Origin of the sequence: Thalassospira sp. (genome assembly GCF_030690045.1) — a bacterium.
Taxonomy (GTDB): domain Bacteria; phylum Pseudomonadota; class Alphaproteobacteria; order Rhodospirillales; family Thalassospiraceae; genus Thalassospira.
In genome coordinates, this window is sequence record NZ_JAUYHK010000014.1 from 45,417 (window position 1) to 67,043 (window position 21,627).

The 21,627-nt window shown below is 55.1% G+C and carries 23 protein-coding genes; 11 read left to right on the forward strand and 12 right to left on the reverse strand.

Annotation, left to right across the window (positions count from 1 at the left end):
- Genes Q8O73_RS10690 through Q8O73_RS10705 form a run of 4 tightly spaced genes read right to left on the reverse strand, consistent with a single transcriptional unit; the run spans position 1 to position 2,191 of the window.
- Complete coding sequence (locus tag Q8O73_RS10690) at positions 1-264, reverse strand: phosphopantetheine-binding protein (RefSeq protein WP_305558144.1); 264 nt, start codon at positions 262-264, stop codon at positions 1-3.
- On the reverse strand, positions 239-1,048 hold the full coding sequence (locus Q8O73_RS10695) for a 1-acyl-sn-glycerol-3-phosphate acyltransferase (protein ID WP_305558145.1): 810 nt from the start codon (positions 1,046-1,048) through the stop codon (positions 239-241). Before Q8O73_RS10695 ends, Q8O73_RS10690 begins: the two co-directional genes overlap by 26 nt.
- Entirely contained in the window at positions 1,041-1,781 is a 741-nt protein-coding gene (locus Q8O73_RS10700) for a beta-ketoacyl synthase chain length factor (protein WP_305558146.1), read from the reverse strand. The genes Q8O73_RS10695 and Q8O73_RS10700 overlap by 8 nt, the downstream gene beginning before the upstream one ends.
- An 8-nt stretch (positions 1,782-1,789) precedes the next feature.
- Positions 1,790-2,191, reverse strand: coding sequence for a hypothetical protein (locus Q8O73_RS10705; RefSeq protein ID WP_305558147.1), 402 nt, complete (start codon positions 2,189-2,191; stop codon positions 1,790-1,792).
- Positions 2,192-2,236: 45 nt separating this feature from the next.
- On the opposite strand from Q8O73_RS10705, the gene Q8O73_RS10710 reads away from it, so the two are divergent.
- Positions 2,237-2,848: a 4'-phosphopantetheinyl transferase superfamily protein gene (locus Q8O73_RS10710; protein WP_305558148.1), complete on the forward strand. Its 612-nt coding sequence runs from the start codon at positions 2,237-2,239 to the stop codon at positions 2,846-2,848.
- Between the two features lie 10 nt (positions 2,849-2,858).
- On the opposite strand, the gene Q8O73_RS10715 is transcribed toward Q8O73_RS10710, so the two are convergent.
- Positions 2,859-3,413, reverse strand: coding sequence for a TetR/AcrR family transcriptional regulator (locus tag Q8O73_RS10715; RefSeq protein ID WP_305558149.1), 555 nt, complete (start codon positions 3,411-3,413; stop codon positions 2,859-2,861).
- 325 nt (positions 3,414-3,738) lie between these two features.
- On the opposite strand from Q8O73_RS10715, the gene Q8O73_RS10720 reads away from it, so the two are divergent.
- The 9 genes from Q8O73_RS10720 (at position 3,739) to Q8O73_RS10760 (ending at position 12,599) form a co-directional block, all read left to right on the forward strand.
- Complete coding sequence (locus Q8O73_RS10720) at positions 3,739-4,875, forward strand: C4-dicarboxylate TRAP transporter substrate-binding protein (protein ID WP_305558150.1); 1,137 nt, start codon at positions 3,739-3,741, stop codon at positions 4,873-4,875.
- Between the two features lie 108 nt (positions 4,876-4,983).
- The gene (locus tag Q8O73_RS10725; RefSeq protein ID WP_305558151.1) at positions 4,984-5,526 is read left to right on the forward strand and encodes a TRAP transporter small permease; all 543 of its coding nucleotides are present in this window, start codon (positions 4,984-4,986) and stop codon (positions 5,524-5,526) included.
- Positions 5,527-5,535: 9 nt separating this feature from the next.
- A complete protein-coding gene (locus Q8O73_RS10730; protein ID WP_305558152.1) occupies positions 5,536-6,846 on the forward strand; it encodes a TRAP transporter large permease in 1,311 nt (436 codons plus the stop codon).
- 52 nt (positions 6,847-6,898) lie between these two features.
- Positions 6,899-8,134 carry an amidohydrolase family protein gene (locus tag Q8O73_RS10735; RefSeq protein WP_305558153.1) on the forward strand — a complete coding sequence of 412 codons (1,236 nt, stop codon included), beginning with the start codon at positions 6,899-6,901 and terminating at the stop codon, positions 8,132-8,134.
- A 44-nt stretch (positions 8,135-8,178) separates the two neighbouring features.
- Entirely contained in the window at positions 8,179-9,168 is a 990-nt protein-coding gene (locus Q8O73_RS10740) for a TRAP transporter substrate-binding protein (RefSeq protein WP_305558154.1), read from the forward strand.
- 71 nt (positions 9,169-9,239) lie between these two features.
- Positions 9,240-9,746 carry a TRAP transporter small permease subunit gene (locus tag Q8O73_RS10745; RefSeq protein ID WP_305558155.1) on the forward strand — a complete coding sequence of 169 codons (507 nt, stop codon included), beginning with the start codon at positions 9,240-9,242 and terminating at the stop codon, positions 9,744-9,746.
- 48 nt (positions 9,747-9,794) lie between these two features.
- On the forward strand, positions 9,795-11,105 hold the full coding sequence (locus Q8O73_RS10750; RefSeq protein ID WP_305558156.1) for a TRAP transporter large permease: 1,311 nt from the start codon (positions 9,795-9,797) through the stop codon (positions 11,103-11,105).
- A complete protein-coding gene (locus Q8O73_RS10755) occupies positions 11,098-11,583 on the forward strand; it encodes a GAF domain-containing protein (protein ID WP_305558157.1) in 486 nt (161 codons plus the stop codon). Before Q8O73_RS10750 ends, Q8O73_RS10755 begins: the two co-directional genes overlap by 8 nt.
- A 77-nt stretch (positions 11,584-11,660) precedes the next feature.
- Positions 11,661-12,599, forward strand: a complete 939-nt coding sequence (locus Q8O73_RS10760; RefSeq protein ID WP_305558158.1) for a 2-hydroxyacid dehydrogenase — start codon at positions 11,661-11,663, stop codon at positions 12,597-12,599.
- Positions 12,600-12,709: 110 nt separating this feature from the next.
- On the opposite strand, the gene Q8O73_RS10765 is transcribed toward Q8O73_RS10760, so the two are convergent.
- Positions 12,710-13,708 carry an MBL fold metallo-hydrolase gene (locus tag Q8O73_RS10765; RefSeq protein ID WP_305558159.1) on the reverse strand — a complete coding sequence of 333 codons (999 nt, stop codon included), beginning with the start codon at positions 13,706-13,708 and terminating at the stop codon, positions 12,710-12,712.
- A gap of 117 nt (positions 13,709-13,825) precedes the next feature.
- Between Q8O73_RS10765 and Q8O73_RS10770 the strand changes: the two genes are divergently transcribed.
- The gene (locus Q8O73_RS10770) at positions 13,826-14,767 is read left to right on the forward strand and encodes a LysR family transcriptional regulator (protein ID WP_305558160.1); all 942 of its coding nucleotides are present in this window, start codon (positions 13,826-13,828) and stop codon (positions 14,765-14,767) included.
- A gap of 100 nt (positions 14,768-14,867) precedes the next feature.
- Here Q8O73_RS10770 and Q8O73_RS10775 read toward each other — a convergent pair whose 3' ends face one another.
- The 6 genes from Q8O73_RS10775 to Q8O73_RS10800 all read right to left on the reverse strand — a co-directional run bounded on the left by Q8O73_RS10775 (position 14,868) and on the right by Q8O73_RS10800 (position 21,548).
- Positions 14,868-15,386 (reverse strand): hypothetical protein, encoded by a 519-nt coding sequence (locus Q8O73_RS10775; protein WP_305558161.1) that lies wholly within the window; start codon positions 15,384-15,386, stop codon positions 14,868-14,870.
- A gap of 39 nt (positions 15,387-15,425) precedes the next feature.
- A complete protein-coding gene (locus tag Q8O73_RS10780; protein WP_305558162.1) occupies positions 15,426-16,115 on the reverse strand; it encodes an exonuclease domain-containing protein in 690 nt (229 codons plus the stop codon).
- Positions 16,116-16,126: 11 nt separating this feature from the next.
- The gene (locus tag Q8O73_RS10785; RefSeq protein ID WP_305558163.1) at positions 16,127-17,992 is read right to left on the reverse strand and encodes a putative nucleotidyltransferase substrate binding domain-containing protein; all 1,866 of its coding nucleotides are present in this window, start codon (positions 17,990-17,992) and stop codon (positions 16,127-16,129) included.
- A 133-nt stretch (positions 17,993-18,125) separates the two neighbouring features.
- Positions 18,126-19,892 carry a sodium:solute symporter family protein gene (locus tag Q8O73_RS10790; protein WP_305558164.1) on the reverse strand — a complete coding sequence of 589 codons (1,767 nt, stop codon included), beginning with the start codon at positions 19,890-19,892 and terminating at the stop codon, positions 18,126-18,128.
- 39 nt (positions 19,893-19,931) lie between these two features.
- Entirely contained in the window at positions 19,932-20,189 is a 258-nt protein-coding gene (locus tag Q8O73_RS10795) for a DUF4212 domain-containing protein (protein ID WP_305558165.1), read from the reverse strand.
- Between the two features lie 327 nt (positions 20,190-20,516).
- Positions 20,517-21,548 carry a bifunctional diguanylate cyclase/phosphodiesterase gene (locus Q8O73_RS10800; RefSeq protein WP_305558166.1) on the reverse strand — a complete coding sequence of 344 codons (1,032 nt, stop codon included), beginning with the start codon at positions 21,546-21,548 and terminating at the stop codon, positions 20,517-20,519.
- Between the last annotated feature and the right edge of the window lie 79 nt (positions 21,549-21,627).

A 21,627-nucleotide genomic window follows, 5' to 3' on the forward strand; every position in this document is an offset into this window, starting at 1 on the left:
TTATCCCTCCTTGCCCGATGTCTGAATGAATTTGGCCAGATTGCGCACGGATGCAAAATGGGTTTTGACATCCTCGTTTTTGGCATCAATCCGCACATCATATTTTTTCTGAAGGGCGACGCCAAGTTCGAGGGCGTCAATGGAATCAAGCCCCAACCCGTCCACAAACAGGGCTTCTTCGCTGTCGATATCCTCGACACTTATGTCTTCGAGATTAAGCGTCTCAATAATGAAGGCTTTAAGTTCTGTTTCCAGCGAAGTCATCGGTCAGTTTGTCCAGAAAATAATTCTTGATGACCCGTGTTACGGCACGTGCCTGTTTGGCGCGTGACAATGACGGATCAGCAATGTCCCCAATTGATAGCGGGGTATCGACCATCAACCGATAACGAATCTTCGATGGCGGAATGCGATACCACGGTACCCCCTTTTTCAATGTGTCGTGATTACAGTGCACAACTACAGGAATCAAGTCGACTTGTGTTTCTATCGCGATATTCGCAACGCCGCGTTGTAGCGGGCCCAGTTTGCCCCCGCTGGGTGTTCGTGTGCCTTCGGGGAAAATCAGGATGCAGGCACCCGATTGCAAATGCGCGCGCGCCTGTGCGATCAGGTTTTCCGGATTGTCGTCATTCCGAATAAATCCCGCCGCCCGCACCACGCCCGCCATGAACGGGTTGCGAAACAGTTCGTGCTTGACCACACATTGACACCGGTCCATTTGGGCCAAAATCATCACAACATCCAAAAGGGTCGGATGATTGGCGATAATCAACGCGCCACGAGCAGACCGCAGACGTTCGATATGGGCCGTATCGGCCTGTGCCACACCGGTCACGTCCAGCATCCATGTGAAAACGCGAAAGCCGCGACAGATGACAAACTGGGCATATTTGCGCCGCCTGGCCCGGTTTTGCAAAATCACCATCATGGCGGGAAAAAGGGTGACCGCCAAAAAAAGCCCGCCAAGCCCAAAGATGCAAAAGGCAAACCCCGTTGCCCCCAGCCGCCAGTACCAGTTTATCCCCCGATTGGTCCCCCTAGTCATTATGCGTTATCGACCATCCTGCTGTTTTTCCGGCAAGACAGAACGCACCGTCGGGGTTTTCAAGGAAAGCGGCAAGGGCGCAGATTTGTCGATGGGGCTGAGGATCGGGCAGGCGTCGGGTTTCAGGACTGAACCCGAAAACATCGCCGGATTTTTGACCTGCTGGTTCCAGCCGGGCGGCAAAGGCAACCCCGAAAATATCGTCAGGATCGTTATCGTTATAAACATCGGGCAGTGCCAGATCAACATAACACAGGATAACCGGCTCGCCCTGATCTGCCAGTTGGCACAGGGTTTCGGTCATTCCGGCGACAAAGCTGTCGGCACCGGCGGCAATTGCCGTATGGCTTTGCGTAATCGACCAGTTGATGGAGGCAATTCCGACAGGGGCATTATGAACCGACATGCTGAAATCGGCAGGCGACAGGGTTTCACCTATTGCCACCTGATGCAAAAGTTTCAGTGTGCGGCTGATATTGCCGTGCCGGGAGGCAAAAACGACAGGAGGATTTCCCCCCGGCGCAAGGGTGCTTGCCAGAACCTCGGCGGCGGCACGACCATACAGATCAAGCCGCCGCCGCCATACCGGTTTCAGGCTGTGCGCCAGATTGGCACTGGTCATTCCAATGGTCGGGGTTATCACGCCGTCAGGTGTTCGGGTTTTCAGAACCGGATGGTCATCGCGGTTTTCCCAAAACGCCCAATGCGTCATCCGGGCGTGCAGCAGCGTCATATGAAACCCTAATTTGCGAGGGTGGCCTGTGCCGACACATCGCGCAAAATATCCTGTCGCAGATTATTGACCCACCGATTGTAATTATAATGGATCGAAGTACCATCATAATTCAGGTTGGTGCTGTCAGCATAGGTGATGGAAAATGCAGTTTGGTCGAAATCAATCTCGACCTTGGCTGTATGGTTGCGTGGGGAATAGGTGGCGATCAGTTCGCCCTCACCTTTGCGGGTTACGATCCATTCGCGTCCACCGGCAGCTTTGATAATGGTTTCTTCAATCTGTGCCATGCTCAGTTTCGCGGCATCGGCCGGAAACGGTTGGCTGCTGACGTTCTCGACCGGGGTGGTTCGGCACGCGGCCATGACAAGGGCGAGTATTCCGACGACTGCAAATTTTAAACTGCGCATATCCAACCTGCCTTTTGTTGTTATGATCCATGTGATCCGAATAAAATGGTCTGCCCGGACAGGGCGAACACATTGGTTTTAATTAAATCATTACGGTTGATACAACTGAAACTTGCCAAATGGATACCGAATTTAGAACTGATGCAGATTGAAACGGCTTTTGATAACACGATTTTCTGGCATTGGTGCCGGTTGCCGGGTTTGCCAGACACACGGGCAGAACGTCGCCGCGCAAGTTCGGCCTGCGCGTGGCGGGTGTTGGATGTCCTTGCGCAGACGGTGCTGGCAGGAACTGCATCCAGGTTTGATGCTGTTCGCACTCCGTCGGGACGACCGGTTATCCGGCGCGGGGAAATGCAATTTTGCGCGAGTATCAGCCACAGCCGCGATACCGTTGCTGTGGCTCTTGCCGCGCGGCCCGATATGCTGATTGGTATTGATATCGAATATCGCGACCCGCATCGCGACATTGCCGGGCTGTCTCGTTGGCTGTTTGATAAAGGACCGCCGGATCGCGATTTTTATCAGGCCTGGTGCAATTACGAGGCAAATTTCAAGGCTACGGGCGTTACCGATCCCCTGATCCAACCAGTATGCGATATGATGCCTTGCCTGGTGGGGGAAGATTTCGCCGGAGCCATTGCCGTGTATCGTTAATCGGTATTGTTCACCTCAGAAACTGCCCGGATTTTGACAATTCGCGCAGGATTTCCTTCCACTGGTCGAGCATCTTGCGGGCGGCGTCCGGTTCGCTGTCGAAGCTTTTATGGACGGCGAGGCCGCGCAGCATACAGAGATTGATCTGGATGAAGGTGCGGGTTTGTTCGCAATCCTGCGTCACGCCAAGGATTTCGGCGATGATATTGTCGCGTTTGGTGGTCCAGCGCGACATGGCATTGCGCAAATTTATGCCCAGATCATCGTCAAGCCGTGCCGCGAGCATTAGTTCAAGGGCCGCCATATAGGTATCGGGCGCAAACAGTTTGTCCCACAGAACGTCGATCAGCTCGTCGGTTTGCATTTTGGGGTGGCCCTGCGTGTCGTCAAAGGGCCAGTCATATTCCCAGGACTGGATCAGATATTCAAAGGCGGCGACGATCAGTTCGTTGCGGGTCGGGAACTGATGGGTCAGGGCACCGCGCGAGACATGTGCCCGTTTGGCGATTTCCTGAGTCGAAATGCGTTCATAGCCGATTTCGGTCAGCGCCTGTAACGTCGCCATGCATACGCGTTTTCGCGTATCGCTGGAACGTTCCGACTGGGTTCTGCGCGTGCGGCGGGCCGGTTTTTCATTTGGTGTGTCCAACGGCCCCGCAGCCTGATTTTCCAATGCCATAAGACGATATACTCCTGCATTCACTGGCGATTGGGACCTTATTCCAACCATCCTCAATCCCAAAGCCTAATTATAACAGTTGACATTTACAAGCAGGCTAGTCTGTATGTTTTTGTTGTAAACAAGAACCGGAAGACGGGGATCCGCAAACCGGTGGGGATATTTTCCCAAATCAGGATGGCGATCTCACGATCTGAATCAGGAGACTTTGATGCTCAGCACGAAAAAAATTATCCCGTTTGTTGCCGCATTGCTGGCGGGCGGGGCTGCCTTGCCGCTGCATGCGGAAACCGGCTTTATCGCCAATTCGTTTTATGATGCGGAACATCCGCTGACCAAATTTGGCTATATCGAATGGGCCAAAACGGTGAAAGAAATATCGGGCGGCGATCTGAACCCCGAAGTTTATACCGGCAGTGTTTTGCTGGCCCCGCGTGCCAATCTTCAGGGGGCCCGTGACAATATCGCCAATGTCGCCAATATTGCGGCGGTTTATACGCCGTCGGAACTGCCTGTTGCCAATGCGGTTCAGGAACTTGGCTTTAACTATTCCGATCCCTTGACCGCCATTTTTGCGGTTGCCGATTTCAGCATGCATAACGAGGTTCAGTTGAAGGAATGGGCGGATAACGGCATCGTTTATCTGGGAGCCTATGCCACGCCGCCCTATATCCTGTTTTGCAACAAACCTGTGCGCACACTTGAGGAAATCAAGGGTAAACGGATCAGAACGGCAGGATCGAGCGTTTCCAAATGGGTCGAGGAAGTTGGCGGCATTCCGGTCAATGTTCCGTCAAGCGAGATGTATACCGGCCTTGAACGCGGCACACTGGATTGTGCCACCAATGCGGCGAATGATCTGATTGACCGTTCGTTGTGGGAAGTTGCGCGTTATACCACCGTGCTTCCGACCGGCATGTACTGGTCCGGTCCGGAATGGGGATTTAACACCGGTTTCTGGGCTGATCTGACCTCGGAACAGCGCAAGCAACTGATGGATGCGACGGCGCATGGCATGGCCAATATGGTTGTCAATTATCTTGCCCGTTCCGATGCGGCCCTTGAAGAAGCAAAAGAGAAGGGCAATGAAATCTATCAGCCTTCGCCGGAACTGATGGCATCGGTCGAGGATTTCCGCGAGAAGGTTCTGGGGGACATCTATAATATTGCCCAGGAAAAATACGGTGTGTCCGATGCCGCATCCCTGATCGAGGATTTCCGCTTTACCTATATCAAATGGGAAAAGCTGCTTGAAAATGTCGATCGTTCCGACATTGGGGCACTGGCCGACATGGCCCGCAAGGAAATCTACGGCACCCTTGATCCGGCGACCTACGGTATTCAGTAAGGTTTTGGTGCCGCATCCATCCGGGCGCGGCACCAGTTCGCCTGCCTGTTTGGGGCCGCGATAAACCGGCACTGAATTTCAATTCCGGCACACAGCAGAGTGTTTGCAATGTCCCTTAATTCCGATGGTGATTTGGCCGATGTCCAAACCGGCGCACCAAACCTGCTGTATCGCAGCGTCGCGTGGCTGAATACGGCATTCCTTGTGATATCGGCCATTTTTGTCGTGCTGATGATGGTTCATGTGACGGCAGATGTGCTGCTGAGAATGGTTCTGGATGTCGGGATTACCGGGACGCTTGAGGTGGTTTCCTATTACTACATGGTGTGCGCCATTTTTCTGGCGGCCGGGTATGTGGAATTGCATAACGAGCATATTCGTGTGGATTTGTTTGTGCAGCAAATGCCCCGTTCGGCTCAGGTCATTCTGTATGTTCTGGCCTGTGGTGCCGGGTTTGCGTTTTTTGGGTTTTTGGCATGGCAAAGCATGATCGATGCCATCCGGGCAACGCAGTCCCAGGAAACCATCATGTCCAATTTTCTGTTTTATATCTGGCCCAGCCGCTGGGCCTTGCCGGTCGGGTTTGTCGGATGCCTTTTGGCCATCCTGTGTAACCTGCTGAAATCCTTAAGCCGCTGGCGTGCGCTGTAAGAGGGCGAAATGAGCAATCTTGATATCGGTATTATCGGCACTCTTGTTGCGCTTGGCCTGATTGCCCTGCGCATCCCGATCGGGATCAGCCTTGGCCTTGTCTCGATTGGCGGGATCGCGGCGATGTTCAACATCAATGTGGCGCTGGGCACCATATCGGCAACGCCTTTTGAATATGTCGGACAGTGGGAACTGACCGCCGCCCCGATGTTTCTTTTGATGGGGTTTATCTGTTCATCGACCCAGATGACCAAGGGGCTGTTTGAGGCCTTGCGGCTGTATCTGTCGCGTCTGCCGGGCGGTCTTGCGATTGCCAGTGTCGGTGCCTGCGCCTTTTTTGCCGCCGCCGCCGGGTCCAGTGTTGCGACGGCATCGGCGATGTCGCGCATCGCTGTACCCGAAATGTTGCGCAACAATTACGACAAGGGACTGGCAACCGGCACCATTGCCGCGTCTGGGACATTGGGGTCCCTGATTCCGCCCAGCGTTCTTTTGATCCTGTATGGGGTCTATGCCAAGGTTTCGGTGGGACAGCTTTTTATGGCCGGGTTCATTCCCGGTGTGCTTTCGGCCCTGATCTATATGGCCATGATCATGATCCGGGTGAAGCTGAAACCGTCGCTGGCCGGGACGGTGACGGTGCGCGCGACCAGAGAAGAAAAACGGGCGGCACTCAGAACAATCTGGCCATTACCGGTTTTGATTTTTTCGGTGCTGGGCGGGATTTTTTCCGGCATGTTTTCCCCGACCGAAGCGGGTGCCATCGGCGCATTTGTTGCGACGGTCATTGCGGCGGTGCGCGGCACCCTGACACGGGATGCCATCCGGCTTGCCTTGCGCGATACCATTGTGGCGTCAACCGGGATTTTCGTGATCCTGATCGGGTCGGTGTTTTTTACCCGTTTCCTTGCGCTGAGCGGTCTTCCGGCGGCATTTTCCGATGCCATCCTGGGGGTTAGTGCAGAACCGTGGTGGATATTCCTTGCGGTGACGGTGATTTATGTCGTGCTGGGCATGTTGATTGATTCAATCGGTCTGTTGCTGCTGACGCTGCCGCTGATCCTGCCGCTGGTGCATGGGGCGGGGCTGGACCCGGTATGGTTCGGGATCATCCTGATCAAGCTTCTGGAAATCGGGCTTGTCACCCCGCCGGTCGGGCTGAATGTCTATATGATCAAGGGGGCCCTTGGAAACCTTGTGACATTGCCGGAAGTCTTTCGCGGTGTCGGATGGTTCATCGCCATGGATTTCTTCACCCTGATCATCCTCATCCTGATACCGGCGATATCACTCTGGCTGCCGACGCTTGCCTATCGTTGATGAAAAAACCCCGTCAATTTCTCCCTTGCTCCACCACAAAAGAAGAAAACCCATGACGCTTACACTGATCAAGAATGCCCGTATCGTCGATGGTTCGCTGGCCGAACCGACCGAACCGCAGAACATCCTGATTGAGGGGGATCGTATTTGCGAAGTTTCGGCCGATGCGACCTCGCCGGATGCCGATGTGATCGATTTGCGGGGCAAGACCCTGATGCCGGGGCTGATCGATTGCCATGTGCATGTGATTGCGACGACGACCAGCCTTGGCAAAAACGCCGATCTCCCGAATTCGCTTGTCGCATTGCGGTCTGCCAAAATCATGGAACGGATGCTGATGCGCGGTTTTACCACCGTGCGCGATCTGGGCGGCGCGGATTATGGTCTGGTCGAGGCCGTTGAACAGGATAACCTGCCTGCCCCGCGTCTGGTGATTTGTGGCAAGGCATTGTCGCAAATCGGCGGTCATACCGATTATCGTGGCCGTCACAACCAGCGGTCGGTTGATTATTACAAAAACCAGATCGGGTCGCTGGGCGTGGTGGTGAATGGTGTCGATGAAGTGCGCCGGGCGGCCCGAGAACAGATCAAGGGCGGTGCCGATTTCATCAAGGTGATGGCCAATGGCGGGGTTTCGTCCCCGACCGACCCGATTGCGGTGCTGGCATTTTCGACCGAGGAGCTTAAGGCGGCGGTGGAAGAAGCAAAGAACGCACAGCTTTATGTATCCGGGCATCTTTATACCGACGAAGCCATTCGCCGCGCCCTTGAATGCGGGGTGGAATCGATTGAACACGCCAATCTGATGAAACCCGAAACCGCCAGCCTTGTACGTGAGGCAGGTGCCGTCGTAATCCCGACCAATATCACCTATGACCTGCTGGCGCGGGAAGGGGCACGGTTTGGCCTTCCGGCGGAATCGGTTGCCAAGATCGAAGATGTTCGGGGGGCCGGTCTGGAATGCCTGACACATCTGCACAAGGCTGGTGTCGTGATGGGGTATGGTTCTGACCTTTTGGGTGAAATGCATGATCACCAGTCCGAGGAATTCCTGCTGCGCGGGCGGTATCTGCCAGCCCGCGATGTCATCCGGTCTGCCACCATCGATGCGGCCAGGGTGCTGCGCAAAGTCGGGGAAATCGGCGTTATCGCGCCGGGTGCCTTTGCCGATATGATTGTGGTGGATGGCAACCCGCTTGAGGATTTGTCGTTGCTGACCCGTCAGGGTTTGCATATGCCCCTGATCATGAAGGGCGGCCGGATATTCAAGAATACCGGTTCCCTGTAAGGCCGGTTATGTGATCGCTGAACCTGAACACAAAGGAAAGTACAATGAACAAGATTAACCTGCCGGTCCTTGCCGCCTTGCTGGGAATGGGGGCGACGGTGGCCCATGCCGACGCCAAGTTTGATATGTCGAGCGAATACCCCGTCAGTTCCATTCATGCCCAGACCGCCGATTTTTTTGCGAAGACCCTTGGCGAGGAAACTGCCGGTGCGATCAATGTCACCGTTCATCATGGTGGCGCACTTGGTTACAAATCGGTCGATCATTATGATGCGGTCGGCGATGGTGCGGTCCAGCTGGCATCGTCGTTTTCGGGGGCCTGGTCGGGGATCAACCCGATCTTTCTGGTGTCGTCCCTGCCATTTCTGGCCACCTCGATCGACGATACGCAGAAGCTTTATGAAGTCACCCGCCCTTATTATGAAAAAGCCCTTGAGGCGGACAATCAGGTCTTTTTATATGCCGCACCGTGGCCGGCCTCGGGCTTTTGGGCCAATCAGCCGGTTGAGACGGTCGAGGCTCTCAAGGGCCTGAAAATCAGGACTTTTGATACGCCGGGGACCAAGACCTTGCAGGCAGCAGGGGCATCGCCGGTTCAGTTAAGCTGGGGCGATATCGTGCCGCAATTGACGACCAATGGGATTGATGCCGTTTTGACCTCGGCCGATGGCGGTGCCGGATCACAGTTCTGGGAATATCTTTCGGATTTTACCGAAGTGAATTATGCCCTGCCGTTGCAGGTGACGCATATGAACCGCGATGCCTTTGACGCGCTGAGCGAAGAAGAACAAAAAGCGGTTCTTGAGTCGGCAAAAAAGGCCGAAGCATATGGTTGGGAAGCACTGGAAAACCGGGTGCGTGACAATTATGCCAAACTGGCTGAACACAAGGTCACGGTGACAACGCAAGTATCTGCGGATTTGTTGTCCCTGCTGCAAACGTCGTCTGCCCCCGAAGTGGAACAGTGGAAAGACCGTGTTGGCGACGATGCGCAAACGCTGATGGAGACCTATCAGTCGCTGCTGGCGCAGTAGTCCGTATCTCTTTCAACCCTCTGTCAGGTATGGCATCCACCCTGCCTGACAGAATGACTGCGAATGGCAAAATGAAACTCCTTGTCAAATTCATCGAGAGTCTGTCGAAGTTCGGCGCGTATCTGTCAGCCTTGACGTTGATTGTGATGGTGTCATTCATCCTGTTTGAAATTGTTCTGCGTACCGTTTTTGACAGTTCAACCTTCATCATGGATGAAATGGTGGGGTATGGGGTTGCGGCGGCGACGTTTCTGGCGTTGCCCCATGCGCTTGGCGAGGGGGCCATCATTCGTGTCGAATTGTTGCTGGGCCATGTTTCGGTCAGATATCGCAAATGCCTTGAAATTTTCAGTTGTCTTGTCGGGCTTGGCGTTGTCTGGGTGCTGATTTCATTCGTCTGGTTGCGGGTGGCGCGCGCATGGGCCCGCAATTCGGTCAGCAGCAGCATTGCAGAAGTACCGATGTGGATTCCAGAAGGCGTGATCCTGACCGGATTGTGTCTGCTGTTTCTTCAATTGGTTGCCCTCATCCTCAGACAATTCATCGCGGGACCGGATCCCGATGCCAAAACGTCATGATTTTGTGTCGTTTCACGCATTGAAATTGTAACCGGAGACCGGATTTTTATGGATGCACTTCTGTCGGCGGGATTGGTTCTTGCCCTGATCTTTTTGTTTCTTGGCCTTGGCGTCTGGATTTTTGTCGGCTTGCTGGCGGTCAGTGGCATATCGCTTGCGCTGGTGGCCGGTATGGATATTGGGCGCATCGGGACGATTGCCGCCAATATCGTTTATCGTTATTCGACGACCTGGGAACTGGCGGCCATTCCGATGTTTATCTGGATGGGCGAGATTATTTTCCGGACCGATATTTCAGATCGCATTTTTCGCGGCCTTACCCCGTTTGTAAACTGGCTGCCGGGCCGGTTGCTGCATACCAATGTTCTGGGCTGTACGCTGTTTGCTGCGGTCAGCGGATCGAGTGCGGCAACCGCCGCAACGGTTGGGAAAATCACCACCAGCGAGCTGTCACGGCGCGGATATGATCAGTCCTTGTCCCTTGGCTCCCTTGCCGGGGCAGGCAGCTTTGGCCTGTTGATTCCGCCATCCATCGTCATGATTGTTTATGGTATTCTGGCCGAAGTTTCGATCAGTCGCCTGTTTGCTGCCGGTGTTTTGCCGGGCATCATGATTGCCGTTCTGTTTTCATCCTATATTGTGTTGCGGGCGGTTATTCAGCCCGACATTGCCCCAAAGGCCGATACGCGAACGGATTTGCGCCAGTTTGGTCGTGCCCTTGTCGATTTGCTGCCGATCATGTCCTTGATGGTCATTGTTCTTGGCGCCATTTATTCGGGGGTTGCAACACCGTCCGAGGCCGCCGCGGTTGGTGTGTTTGGGGCGATTGTCATCACGGTTTGCCTGCGTCAGTTTTCACTTGTGATGCTGATCCGGACCTTGCTGGGGGCGGTGGTCAGCAGTGCGATGATCTGTTCGATCCTGATTGCGGCGGCATTTCTTTCAACTGCCATGGGTTATCTGCATATCCCGACCGAAATCGCCCGTACCATCGGGGGATGGCAGTTGTCGCCGACCATGCTGATTGTTGTTTTGACCCTGTTTTACCTTGTGCTGGGCCTTTTTCTGGATGGGGTATCGATCATTGTGATGAGCCTGCCGATTACCCTGCCGCTTGCATTGCAGGCCGGGATTGATCCGGTATGGTTTGGTATCTTTCTGATTGTGACTGTCGAACTGGGCCAGATTACACCGCCGGTCGGGTTCAATCTTTTCATCCTGCAAAGCCTGACGGGGCAACCTGTCGGGCGGGTGGCGGTTTATGCCTTTCCATTCTTTATCCTGATGCTCGGCGCAATCGCGCTGCTTGTCTGGTTCCCTGAAATTGCTCTTTGGTTGCCGGGTTCGCTTTATGACTGATATTTCCCTTGGCCAACTGGCCGTTGCCTATGCCGACGCTACCCAGCCGCAATCCTCTTTCGAGGCCGTTGCCGCCCTTTATCAAAACCGTTTTACCCCGCGTTTGATGACCTTTTTTGCATGGAACAGCGGCGATGATTTTTGTCAGCGGGTCTGGTCGAACAACCCGGAAAAATACCCGACATCGACCGGCAAGAAAATGGGACCGACCAGGTGGGGCCAGACCGTTTTGCAGGATCAGGCACCGTGGTTCGGGCCGGACGAAGCCGCGATGCGCACGACGTTTCCAGATCATGAACTGATCAAAAGCCTTGGATGTGAGTCCTGTCTGAGTGTGCCGGTGGTCGCGGCGGGGCAATCGATCGGCGCGATCAGCATCCTGCATGCCCAAGGCGTTTATACGGTAAGCGACCTGAAAGATCTTTCTGCATTGTCAGCCCTGCTTGTCGCACCGCTTTTGATGCATCAAAAGACGTAATGCTCCCCTGCTTTCTTGTCTTAACGGGCGCTGTCCCTTAGGCTGGCTTTTCTGTTTTGCAGTTACGGAGTTGCCGCATGTCCTGCCATGTTCTTGTTGTTTCGGCCATTCGTCCGCGTCATATGGACGTACTGGCGGCGAAATATATCCTGCATCGCTATGATCAGGCGGCGGACAAGGACGGGTTTGTGGCGGATGTGGCCGATAAAATAACCGCGCTTGTCAGTACAGCAGGGGTCGGGGTGCCAACCGTGCTGATTGACAGATTGCCGAACCTGAAGGTCATCACCAGTTTTGGCGTCGGATATGATTCCATTGATATCGATGCCTGTCGCACGCGGGGGATCAAGGTATCCAATACCCCCGATGTCCTGAATGATGATGTGGCCGATACCGCAATCATGTTGATGCTGGCCACCCTGCGGCGTCTGGTGGTGGGGGATCAATGGGCGCGCAGTGGCAACTGGTCGGCAAAGGGTGCCATGCCGCTGACCACCACGGCACGCGGCAAGAAACTGGGCATTGTCGGGCTGGGCCGGATCGGGCAGGCGATTGCCAGCCGAGCCACTCCGATTGGCATGGAAATCGGATATTATGGCCGTAGCAAAAAGCCGGTCGAATATCATTACGAGGCGGAACTGACCGGGCTTGCCAGATGGGCCGATATATTGATGATTTCCTGCCCGGGTGGGGAGGCGACAAAGGGCATTGTCAATGATGCGGTGCTGCGTGCCCTTGGCCCTTCGGGATATGTGGTCAATATCGCCCGTGGATCGGTGGTGGATGAACCGGCCCTGATTGCCGCCCTGCGCGATGGGGTGATTGCCGGGGCGGGGCTGGATGTTTTTGCCAATGAACCGCATATGGACCGGGGCTTTGCCGGGCTGGAAAATGTGGTTTTATATCCGCACCATGCCAGTGGCACGGTTGAGACCCGCGATGCGATGGCGCAATTGGTTGTGGATAACCTTGCGGCGTGGTTCGATACTGGGGTGCTGGTGACCCCGGTAAACTGAACCAGGAAACCGGCCCGTTTCGGAACCTGTGTAATATCCCCATGCGTGTTCGCGGATGAGGGGCGAAAGCCGCGATGCCGTCGCCTGCGGGGCCTCCGTTATGTGCCGGATCAAAATTCCCAATTGACCGGGACCCAGGCATAGCCCGTATCCGTCTTGAGCATTCGGCCAAGACCCGGGAACGGATAGTGAAAGCCGAGAACGAGGAGCCGGTCTGCTGCTGCCATGTCGAAGATGCGGCGGCGGGAGGCAAGAGCGGTATCCTTGTCGCGATCTGGCCCGGGCAGCCATGACCGATCGACATTGACGATCGGGTGGTAAGCGAGGTCGGCCGTCAGCAGGAGTTGATCGTTTCCGGATTGAACAAGGAAATTCGCCATGCCGGGTGTGTGGCCCAATGCCGGAAGCGTGGTCAGCCCGGTGACGATCTCCTCGCCAGCTTCGTATAACTCAATCCCGTTCGTGACGGGTTCGACGCTCTGCCGGATCGCCGCAGCGAAATTGCGTCGGAAATCCTCGGGCACCGGCATGTAGGAAAGGTCCGGATCGTTACGGACGAAGAAATCCCAATCTGCACGAGGCGCAAAGACGACCGCACGCGGAAATGCCTTGCCGCCGTCGGTTGTTCGAAGGTTGCCGACATGGTCCGGATGGGTGTGCGAGATAACCACAACATCGATGTCCTCGGGCCGTAAACCGATGGCGGCAAGGTTCGCGAAGATGCGACCGCCTTGCGGCCCCATGGTCTGCCCGGCTCCGGCTTCGAGGAGGATCCGCCTGCCATTCGCTTCTATAAGAAGCGTGTTGAGATTCAGCGTCAGGCGGTCCGTTGGCAGGAAAGCCTGTCTCAGAACTTCTTCCAGTTCGGTCTCCGGCGCATTGCTGGCGTAGATCCGCGGAGGACCGCCGATCAGCCCGTCGCTCAACACGGTTGCGGAGATGTCGCCGACGCGAAAGCGGTAATGGCCGACATTTCCACCTTGGGCAAGGGGCGACGCGCCGGACGCAGTTTGCGCAAAGGCCATGCCACCGGTTGGCAAGATCAGCCCTGCCGCTGCCGACGCTGCTGTCAGCATGATCTTCCTGCGATTTAATGTGATTCCGCTCATACTTGCCATCCCATCCAAATATCGTGTCGGTCAGGGCCACGCTTATCCGCAAGCGACGGCCTCGTAGCATGTCTTCTAAGGATGACACAGATCGGGTGTGCGGATAAGCTAATAAAAATGGATCAACTTATTAAGCAGGACTTTGCAATGCGGCCGCTACGCCTTGACAGCCTGGAGATTTTTGAAGACGTCGTGCGCTGTGGTGGCTTTAGAGCCGCCGCGCTTGGCAGGGGTGTGTCATCGTCAGCCATCAGCCAATCGATCAGCGTGCTTGAGGAAGCGTTGGGCATCCGGCTGCTGAACCGAACGACACGCAGCGTTGCGCCTACTGAAGCAGGAGCACGGCTTCTCAAGCGACTTGGGCCCGCCCTTCACGACATCAGAACAGCGATAGACGATCTCAATCAGCTTCGGGAGTATCCGTCCGGAACCGTGCGGATCAATGCACCGGGCCCGGCTGCCGACCATATTCTGTGCCCGCTAACGTTTGAGTTCATGAAAATTTATCCCGACATTAATGTCGAGATTATTAGTGATGCTGCGATCATTGATATTGTGGAGCAGGGGTTCGACGCAGGCGTACGCTTCGGGCATCAACTCGCCCAGGACATGATCGCCATGCCTTTGGGCCCCGCCTTGCGATATGCAATCGTGGCCTCGCCCGATTATCTTCGCAAGCGCGGTCGACCCGACTCACCGCACGATCTTTTACAGCACGACTGTATTCGTCGCCGTTTTCCCGGCGGAACCATGGTCACGTGGAAATTTGAGAAGGACGGGGACGAAGTGGAAATCAGCCCGAAAGGCCGGTTGACGCTGAGTTCAGCGCATCAGGAGCTCCAGGCTGCACTTGCGGGATCGGGAATCGCTCATCTGTTTGAGGATTATGTCCGGGACGATCTGGAACAGGGCAGAGTTATCGAATTGCTCGGTGACTGGAAGAAAAAGCTGCCGAGCTGGTATCTGTATTATCCGAGCCGACGGCATACCAGCGCGGCCATGCGGGCTTTCCTCGAATACATCCGCAATCGGAAATGGCGTCCAATAAGCCGTACATGAAAAAACTGCCCGAAATCCAAATTCCGGGCAGTCTCACAAATTCTGATTTTACATAGGCTCGTTTCGGGGCCTGTTTTGAAAGTTTGCAGGGGAACCCGGCTTAGCTACAGGCATAGGCCAGCAAGGTGTCATCTGATGTCAGCTCAAACCATTCGGTGATTTCAACCGGAAACCCGTTGTCATCAAGTGGCATGTCGGTGGTGATATAGGCCCGTGCGCGGCGCGAACAATCCATCAGATGATTGAGGGCCAGTGTTTCCGATCCCTTTTTCGCCAGCAGGGTGGTGATGCGTTTTTGCCGGGGATTGCCCGGATTGGGGACGGTTTTGCGGGTGTCAATCGCAGTAAACCGATCCGTCTGGGCGACCAGAAGCGTCCAGGGGGCAAAGGCGGTTTGGGTTTCATAGCTTTCGACGATCAGGATTTCCGGCGGCATCCGCCCGGCATAGCGGTCAAACCATGTATAATCATCCCAGATCATATAAACAAACATGCCCAGACCGGCGGCAATCGGCACCATATATTTCGGGGCCTTGCGCCGTAACAGGCGCGATCCGATCATCACCAGTCCGGCACAGGCAAAGCCAATGACGACGGTCGTAAAAATAAAAACATACATCTGTGCCGAAATTCTCCAAAAAGGCTTTATCTTATCTGGTTAACGCAGGACGTCGCGAAGCTCAAGGTCGCCTTTCGGATCACGCTTGCTCATTTGTGCCAGAAACAGTTCGGCCGCCGCAATCGCATCGGCCAGCGCATTATGCGCCTGATAGGGCGGAAGATTGTGTTGCTTGCGCAGATTTTGCAGTTTCAGGGCACCGGGCCGGAAAGGTTGCCCGCGCCGGTGGACATCGCGCAGGGCAAGGATCAGGGTATCGACGGTCGGCACCTGCAAGTGGGCCCCGAAATATTTTTTGCAGGCCTGCCCGAGAAACCCGACCTCGATCGGGGAATGATGCGAAATCATCACCCGCCCGGCCAGGATCGGCAATAAATGATGCAGGGCCACCCCGATATCGGGGGCATTTTCAACATGGCTGTCGAAAATATGATGCACGATGGCCGAACTTTCGGTCATGTCGGCCTTGGGCCGGACCAGAAGATGTTCGCAGGACCCGAAATCAACCGCCATCTGGCGCACCAGAATCCAGCCGATACTGACGATTTCGTCCTTTTTAGGGTTCAGTCCGGTGGTTTCAAGGTCCAGCGCGATGAATTCGACATCGCGGATCGCCTTGTCGCCGGAAACCGGCGGGATATCGTAAAAGGCGCGCAACGGCCCGGTCGCCTGTCGCTGGATGATCTGGCGATAGGGACGACTGTCGAAGATTTTCTGTCGCAAGCCCATTTTATCTGACCCTAGGTGCCGCTTTTGCCAAAACTGGTTTCAAGGGCATTTTGCATGGATTTGATGACCGAAAAGGCATCCTTGAGGTGGCTGCGTTCAAAGGCAGACAGGCTGTCGGGATGCAGGAAATTGTTGGGGGCCTGACCCTCGCGGATCTGGCGGGTTTGGTGTTTGAGGCGGGTGATGCTGATAAATTCATAGGCATCAAGAAGATCCCGTGCCCCTTGCTGGCTGATGGAGCTGGTTTGCATGGCGGCATGCAGGCGTTCATAGGTATTGACGCTGGCAATGCCATTGCCCAGCGCATGAATACGGGCGATATCGACAATCGGGATCACACCATTATGTTTCATATCCAGCGTCTGATGATGGTCGCCACCCCGGATCATCACAAAATTGCGGAAAAATCCCAGCGGCACATGATGGGTCAGGGCATTGCCAACCATATAGGCCAGAAAAATGCGGTTGCCATTCGCCTTTGTGCGTATCATCCGGTGCAATTCGTCGAAAATTTCCGTGCTGCCGTGGATCGGTCGCAGATCAAACCAGACCGAACACAGCATCAGGGCCTTGGGTTCAGGCTGTTCGATCCATTTGTTGAAATATTGCTGCCAGACCCGGACCGGTTGGCGCCATTCATCTGTTTTCGCCATCATGTCGCCGGGGCAATAGACATAGCCCGCGACATTCAATCCGTCGCAGACATAATCGGCCATCGCCTTGAAATAATCGCCGTGTTTTGCGGCGTCATAAGCATCGTCAAGGATCAGGCAATTATCCTGATCGGACAGGGCGGTTTGTTCCTGTCGGCCTTGCGATCCCCCGGCCAGCCAGACATAGGGCACGGGCGGCGGGCCGAATTTTTCCTCGGCCAGCATTAAAAGACGGGCGGTGGTCGAATCCGACAGGGTGGTGACGATATGCCCGGCATTTTGCGATGTCGCCCCGGCCTCGATCAGATGGCTGAGCAATTCCGGCACCTGGGCGATGACTTCGGCCATGCCTTCGGCTGTGTCGCGTTTACTGATATTCCCGGCCATATAGACCGCCGACAAGGATTGCCGGGCCAGAAGATTGGTGGTGGTGACAACGCCAACCGGCTTGCCATCGTCAAGGACGGGCAAATGGCGGATATTGTGCCGCGTCATTGTCAGCAAGGCGTCAAAGGCATAGGCATCGGGGCGGATGCTGATCGGGTTGGCGGTCATGATGTTTGAGACCGGTTCGTTCAGATCGCGGCCCAGGGCGACCACCCGGTTGCGCAAATCGCGGTCGGTTATGATGCCGACAATTTTTTCGCCTGCCATCAGCAACAGGCACGATACCCGTTCCGAACTCATACGCTGTCCGGCCTCGCGGATGGTGGCGGTGGCCTCCAGACTGACAACAGCGCGGGCAATCAGGTCGGAGACCCGCAGGCTCATCAGTTTTAACTGGTCATCATCGCGTTCTTCGATCAGTTGCATGCCGCCGCGCAGGCGCGCCCCGCCCATCAGTTCAAAGAAATAGGAAAATTGCGGATATTGCCCGGCCAGCGCATGGAAATCCTGTTCCGGCAATTGATAGACCAGACAATCCTCGATCGCGGTGATGCGGTTGGCGGCCTTGCCGCCCCGGAACATGGCACGCACACCAAAACATTCGCCTTCGGACAGCCGGGCCAGCAAATTGCCGGACGGGTCGCGGGTTTCGACCGCGCCGCTGCGGATGATATGCAGGTGAAGACAGGTCTGTTCAACATCGAGAATGACCGAACCCTTGCGGAAATAGCGCGCCGTCAGGCGCGATGGTAAATCGGCAAGTGCACCATCGGGTAACAGACCAAACGGGTGATGGCGCTTGAGAAAATCACGGATGTCACTCAGTTCCAGTGTCATGTCTTGCCTCGCAAAAGGGGCCGGAGGTTGGCGGTGCCATAATGCACCCTGTTATCATTCCGAAAAGAAAATGGCCCCCAGAACAAACGTCCCGGGGGCCAGCAACAGGTTTCAGGCAAACCGGTTGACCGGATTAATGGTCAACGGCTGCTCCGGCCCCTTGCGGGATACGGATATTTTCGACCATTTCCTGAATATGTGCAGGCGGTTCGGCGGTGACTTTTGACACCCCGAAAGCAACAGCAAAGTTCAGGAGCATACCGACCACGCCGATACCTTCCGGCGAGATGCCGAGGAACCAGTTGGCGGGGACGTTTTCAATCAGCACAGGGATAAAGATACCCTTGTACGCCATGATATAGCCCATGGTGAAGACCAGACCGACCAGCATCCCGGCAATCGCGCCTTCGCGGTTCACCTTCTTGGAGAAGATGCCCATCATAATAACCGGGAACAGGGATGCAGCCGCGAGACCAAAGGCGAAGGCAACCACCTGCGCCACAAAGCCCGGAGGATTATATCCCAGATAACCGGCGATCAGGATGGCAACCGCCGCTGCTGCACGTCCGGCCAGCAATTCCTGTTTCTCGGTCATGTCCGGGGTGAAGGTCCCCTTGAGAAGGTCATGTGAGATACTGGACGAAATCACCAGCAACAGACCCGCTGCCGTTGACAGTGCGGCGGCAATCCCGCCTGCTGCCACCAGGGCAATCACCCAGTTCGGCAATTGGGCGATTTCCGGGTTGGCCAGAACCATGATGTCGTTGTCAACGCGCAGTTCGTTGCCAGCCCAGCCATATTGGGCAGCCTGTGCAGCGAAATTGGCATTGGCATCGTTATAGTACTGGATACGACCATCGCCGTTTTTGTCGGTAAAGGTCAGAAGACCGGTGGTTTCCCAACGGCCAAACCAGTCCGGACGATCTTCATAGGCAAGGTTGCCTTCAGGATCGCCAACCGCACCGATCTGGATGGTTTCGGTCAGGTTCAGACGGGCCATCGCGCCGACAGCCGGTGCGGTGGTGTAAAGCAGGGCGATAAAGACCAGCGCCCAGCCAGCAGACGAACGAGCGTCGCGGACTTTCGGCACGGTGAAGAAACGGACGATCACATGCGGCAGACCGGCCGTACCCACCATCAGGGCCAAGGTAATGCAGAAAATGTCGATGGTGGTTTTGTTTGATGTGGTATAGGCGAGGAAGCCCAGTTCGGTCACGACCTGATCAAGACGATCCAGCATGAAGTCGCCGGTGCCCGTTACCGTCGAGCCAAAGGCCAACTGCGGAATCGGATTGCCGGTCAACTGGAAGGCAATGAAGATTGCCGGAACAGTGTAGGCAATGATCAGCACGCAATATTGTGCGACCTGGGTATAGGTAATGCCCTTCATACCGCCAAGAACGGCATAGATGAAGACGATGCTCATACCGACAGCAAGGCCGGTGAGGATTTCGACTTCGAGGAAGCGCGAAAACACGATACCAACGCCACGCATCTGGCCCGCCACATAGGTGAACGAGATGAAGATGAGGCAAATCACCGCAACGATACGGGCTGTTTTGGAATAGAAACGGTCGCCGATAAATTCAGGTACGGTGAATTTGCCATATTTGCGCAAATACGGTGCCAGCAACATCGCCAGCAGGCAGTAACCACCGGTCCAGCCCATCAGGTAAACCGAACCGCCATAGCCCAAAAAGGCAATCAGGCCGGCCATCGAAATAAAGGATGCGGCAGACATCCAGTCTGCGGCGGTCGCCATACCATTGACGACAGGATTGACACCTTTACCTGCGACATAAAATTCGCCGGTGGTGCTTGCGCGTGACCAGATAGCAATCGCGATATACAGCGCGAAGCTAAGGCCGACGACGATATAGGTTAGTGTCTTGAGATCCATCTTGTCTGTCTCCCCGGATCTAGAAAATGAACGACGTTATCAATCGTCTTCGCGAACGCCGAATTCCCGATCCAGCTTGTTCATGTTGGCGACATAAACAAAGATCAGTGCCACAAACACATAGATGGATCCCTGCTGGGCAAACCAGAAACCAAGTTGAAAGCCCGCAATTGTGATATTGTTCATCGCATCGACGAACAAGATACCGAAGCCGTAAGAAACGACAAACCAGATGATCAAAGAGATCGTCACCAGCCTGAGATTGCGTTTCCAGTAGGCTGCGCCGGATTTATCCATAGCGCGTCTCCTTCCTAGATATGAAAACTTCCCCCGCCAGATTGTTGTTGTTTGGGTCTTTTGATATCTGGCGATTACATAAATGGATCGACAACCTGTCCATCGACGGTTGTTTCACCTTACTTGCTCACTAACAGCTTTTGGCGCGTGCCAGAAGATAATCATTAGTCGTATTGGCAAGTGGAAAAAATGGGATAACGCGCTGGAATGTCTTGCAAAAGCGCCGTTTCCTGCGGGATGCGCGGTTGCGAGTTTCTATCAGTAAATTTTCCAAAAGGGGCTGATTTTGCCCGATTTTCCGGTTTTTGAGAGCATTTCAGGGGGATTTCAGGCGATATCGGGTGCCGCGTCGGCCATTTTTCGCATCTGGGTCCATGAAAAATGACAGCAGCGACCATTGCCCTTGGCATGATAAAGGGCGGCATCGGCCTTGGACAACAGGGTCTGTATGCTGTCGCCATCGGTCGGGCAACAGGCAATGCCGATGCTGGCCCCCAGTCGTACGACCGGGTGATCGTGCCGTTCCAGCGGTTCATTCAGGGCGGCCAGAATTTTGGCGGCAATGGCGTCGGCATCGTTCGGCCCGGCAAGGTCTTCGGTAATGACGGCAAATTCATCGCCGCCATATCGTGCGACCAGATCGCTGTCGCGCAGGGTATCGCACAGATGCCGCGCGACACTGGCCAGAACGGCATCGCCGACAATATGACCATATTGGTCATTCACCGTTTTATAACCATCCAGATCGACCAGCAGCAAGCCGAATGTCCGCCCCGAACGCCGGGCGCGTTTGAACGCACTTTCAAGTGAAACGTAAAAATGGTTGCGGTTGGCAATGCCGGTGACCGGATCGGTCAGGGCCATCGAGCGCACGGCCTGTTCGGCCTGAAACCGGGCGGTCAGATCCAGCGCCATGCCGATCAGGCCGTTTGGGTCGCCATTGCGGCCCGTGAGGCGCGATTTGCCAAACATGACAAACTGTTCGGTGCCATCGGCCATGCTGAGGCTGGCTTCGTAGGTCACATTGCCGCCATTTTGCAAAATGGTGCGATCCGTATCGCGGGCTTTTTCACATAAAGACGGGTCGCTGATCAGGTCTTCGATGGTGCGGCCGAGAATTTCGGTCGGTGCCTTGTCGAGCAACAGCGAAAAGGCTGTGTTGAAACCGACAAATTGCCCGATATGATTTTTGACATAAACGGGCAGGCCAATTGCCCGCAGGGCATCCTGTGCCATATCGGCAGACAGATTGCCATGAAACTGATGGTCGTCGGATTCCGGCCAATATTTAACCTCCATCGTCGGCGATGTGCCGATATGGTGGACAGGAAAAGTCTTTTTTTCGGATTTGAGCGTCATCTGCCGACATGTTCCGAAATGTTCTGAAATGAATTATTAACCTTTCGCGAGAGTGCCTTGTGCGTGTCTGGCGGGCAAG

Excerpts from the sequence above, each read along its gene's own strand:
- Q8O73_RS10690 (WP_305558144.1), bottom strand. The coding sequence starts at position 264 with ATGACTTCGCTGGAAACAGAACTTAAAGCCTTCATTATTGAGACGCTT.
- Q8O73_RS10695 (WP_305558145.1), bottom strand. The coding sequence starts at position 1,048 with ATGACTAGGGGGACCAATCGGGGGATAAACTGGTACTGGCGGCTGGGG.
- Q8O73_RS10700 (WP_305558146.1), bottom strand. The coding sequence starts at position 1,781 with ATGACGCTGCTGCACGCCCGGATGACGCATTGGGCGTTTTGGGAAAAC.
- Q8O73_RS10705 (WP_305558147.1), bottom strand. The coding sequence starts at position 2,191 with ATGCGCAGTTTAAAATTTGCAGTCGTCGGAATACTCGCCCTTGTCATG.
- Q8O73_RS10710 (WP_305558148.1), top strand. The coding sequence starts at position 2,237 with ATGGTCTGCCCGGACAGGGCGAACACATTGGTTTTAATTAAATCATTA.
- Q8O73_RS10715 (WP_305558149.1), bottom strand. The coding sequence starts at position 3,413 with ATGGCGACGTTACAGGCGCTGACCGAAATCGGCTATGAACGCATTTCG.
- Q8O73_RS10720 (WP_305558150.1), top strand. The coding sequence starts at position 3,739 with ATGCTCAGCACGAAAAAAATTATCCCGTTTGTTGCCGCATTGCTGGCG.
- Q8O73_RS10725 (WP_305558151.1), top strand. The coding sequence starts at position 4,984 with ATGTCCCTTAATTCCGATGGTGATTTGGCCGATGTCCAAACCGGCGCA.
- Q8O73_RS10730 (WP_305558152.1), top strand. The coding sequence starts at position 5,536 with ATGAGCAATCTTGATATCGGTATTATCGGCACTCTTGTTGCGCTTGGC.
- Q8O73_RS10735 (WP_305558153.1), top strand. The coding sequence starts at position 6,899 with ATGACGCTTACACTGATCAAGAATGCCCGTATCGTCGATGGTTCGCTG.
- Q8O73_RS10740 (WP_305558154.1), top strand. The coding sequence starts at position 8,179 with ATGAACAAGATTAACCTGCCGGTCCTTGCCGCCTTGCTGGGAATGGGG.
- Q8O73_RS10745 (WP_305558155.1), top strand. The coding sequence starts at position 9,240 with ATGAAACTCCTTGTCAAATTCATCGAGAGTCTGTCGAAGTTCGGCGCG.
- Q8O73_RS10750 (WP_305558156.1), top strand. The coding sequence starts at position 9,795 with ATGGATGCACTTCTGTCGGCGGGATTGGTTCTTGCCCTGATCTTTTTG.
- Q8O73_RS10755 (WP_305558157.1), top strand. The coding sequence starts at position 11,098 with ATGACTGATATTTCCCTTGGCCAACTGGCCGTTGCCTATGCCGACGCT.
- Q8O73_RS10760 (WP_305558158.1), top strand. The coding sequence starts at position 11,661 with ATGTCCTGCCATGTTCTTGTTGTTTCGGCCATTCGTCCGCGTCATATG.
- Q8O73_RS10765 (WP_305558159.1), bottom strand. The coding sequence starts at position 13,708 with ATGAGCGGAATCACATTAAATCGCAGGAAGATCATGCTGACAGCAGCG.
- Q8O73_RS10770 (WP_305558160.1), top strand. The coding sequence starts at position 13,826 with ATGGATCAACTTATTAAGCAGGACTTTGCAATGCGGCCGCTACGCCTT.
- Q8O73_RS10775 (WP_305558161.1), bottom strand. The coding sequence starts at position 15,386 with ATGTATGTTTTTATTTTTACGACCGTCGTCATTGGCTTTGCCTGTGCC.
- Q8O73_RS10780 (WP_305558162.1), bottom strand. The coding sequence starts at position 16,115 with ATGGGCTTGCGACAGAAAATCTTCGACAGTCGTCCCTATCGCCAGATC.
- Q8O73_RS10785 (WP_305558163.1), bottom strand. The coding sequence starts at position 17,992 with ATGACACTGGAACTGAGTGACATCCGTGATTTTCTCAAGCGCCATCAC.
- Q8O73_RS10790 (WP_305558164.1), bottom strand. The coding sequence starts at position 19,892 with ATGGATCTCAAGACACTAACCTATATCGTCGTCGGCCTTAGCTTCGCG.
- Q8O73_RS10795 (WP_305558165.1), bottom strand. The coding sequence starts at position 20,189 with ATGGATAAATCCGGCGCAGCCTACTGGAAACGCAATCTCAGGCTGGTG.
- Q8O73_RS10800 (WP_305558166.1), bottom strand. The coding sequence starts at position 21,548 with ATGACGCTCAAATCCGAAAAAAAGACTTTTCCTGTCCACCATATCGGC.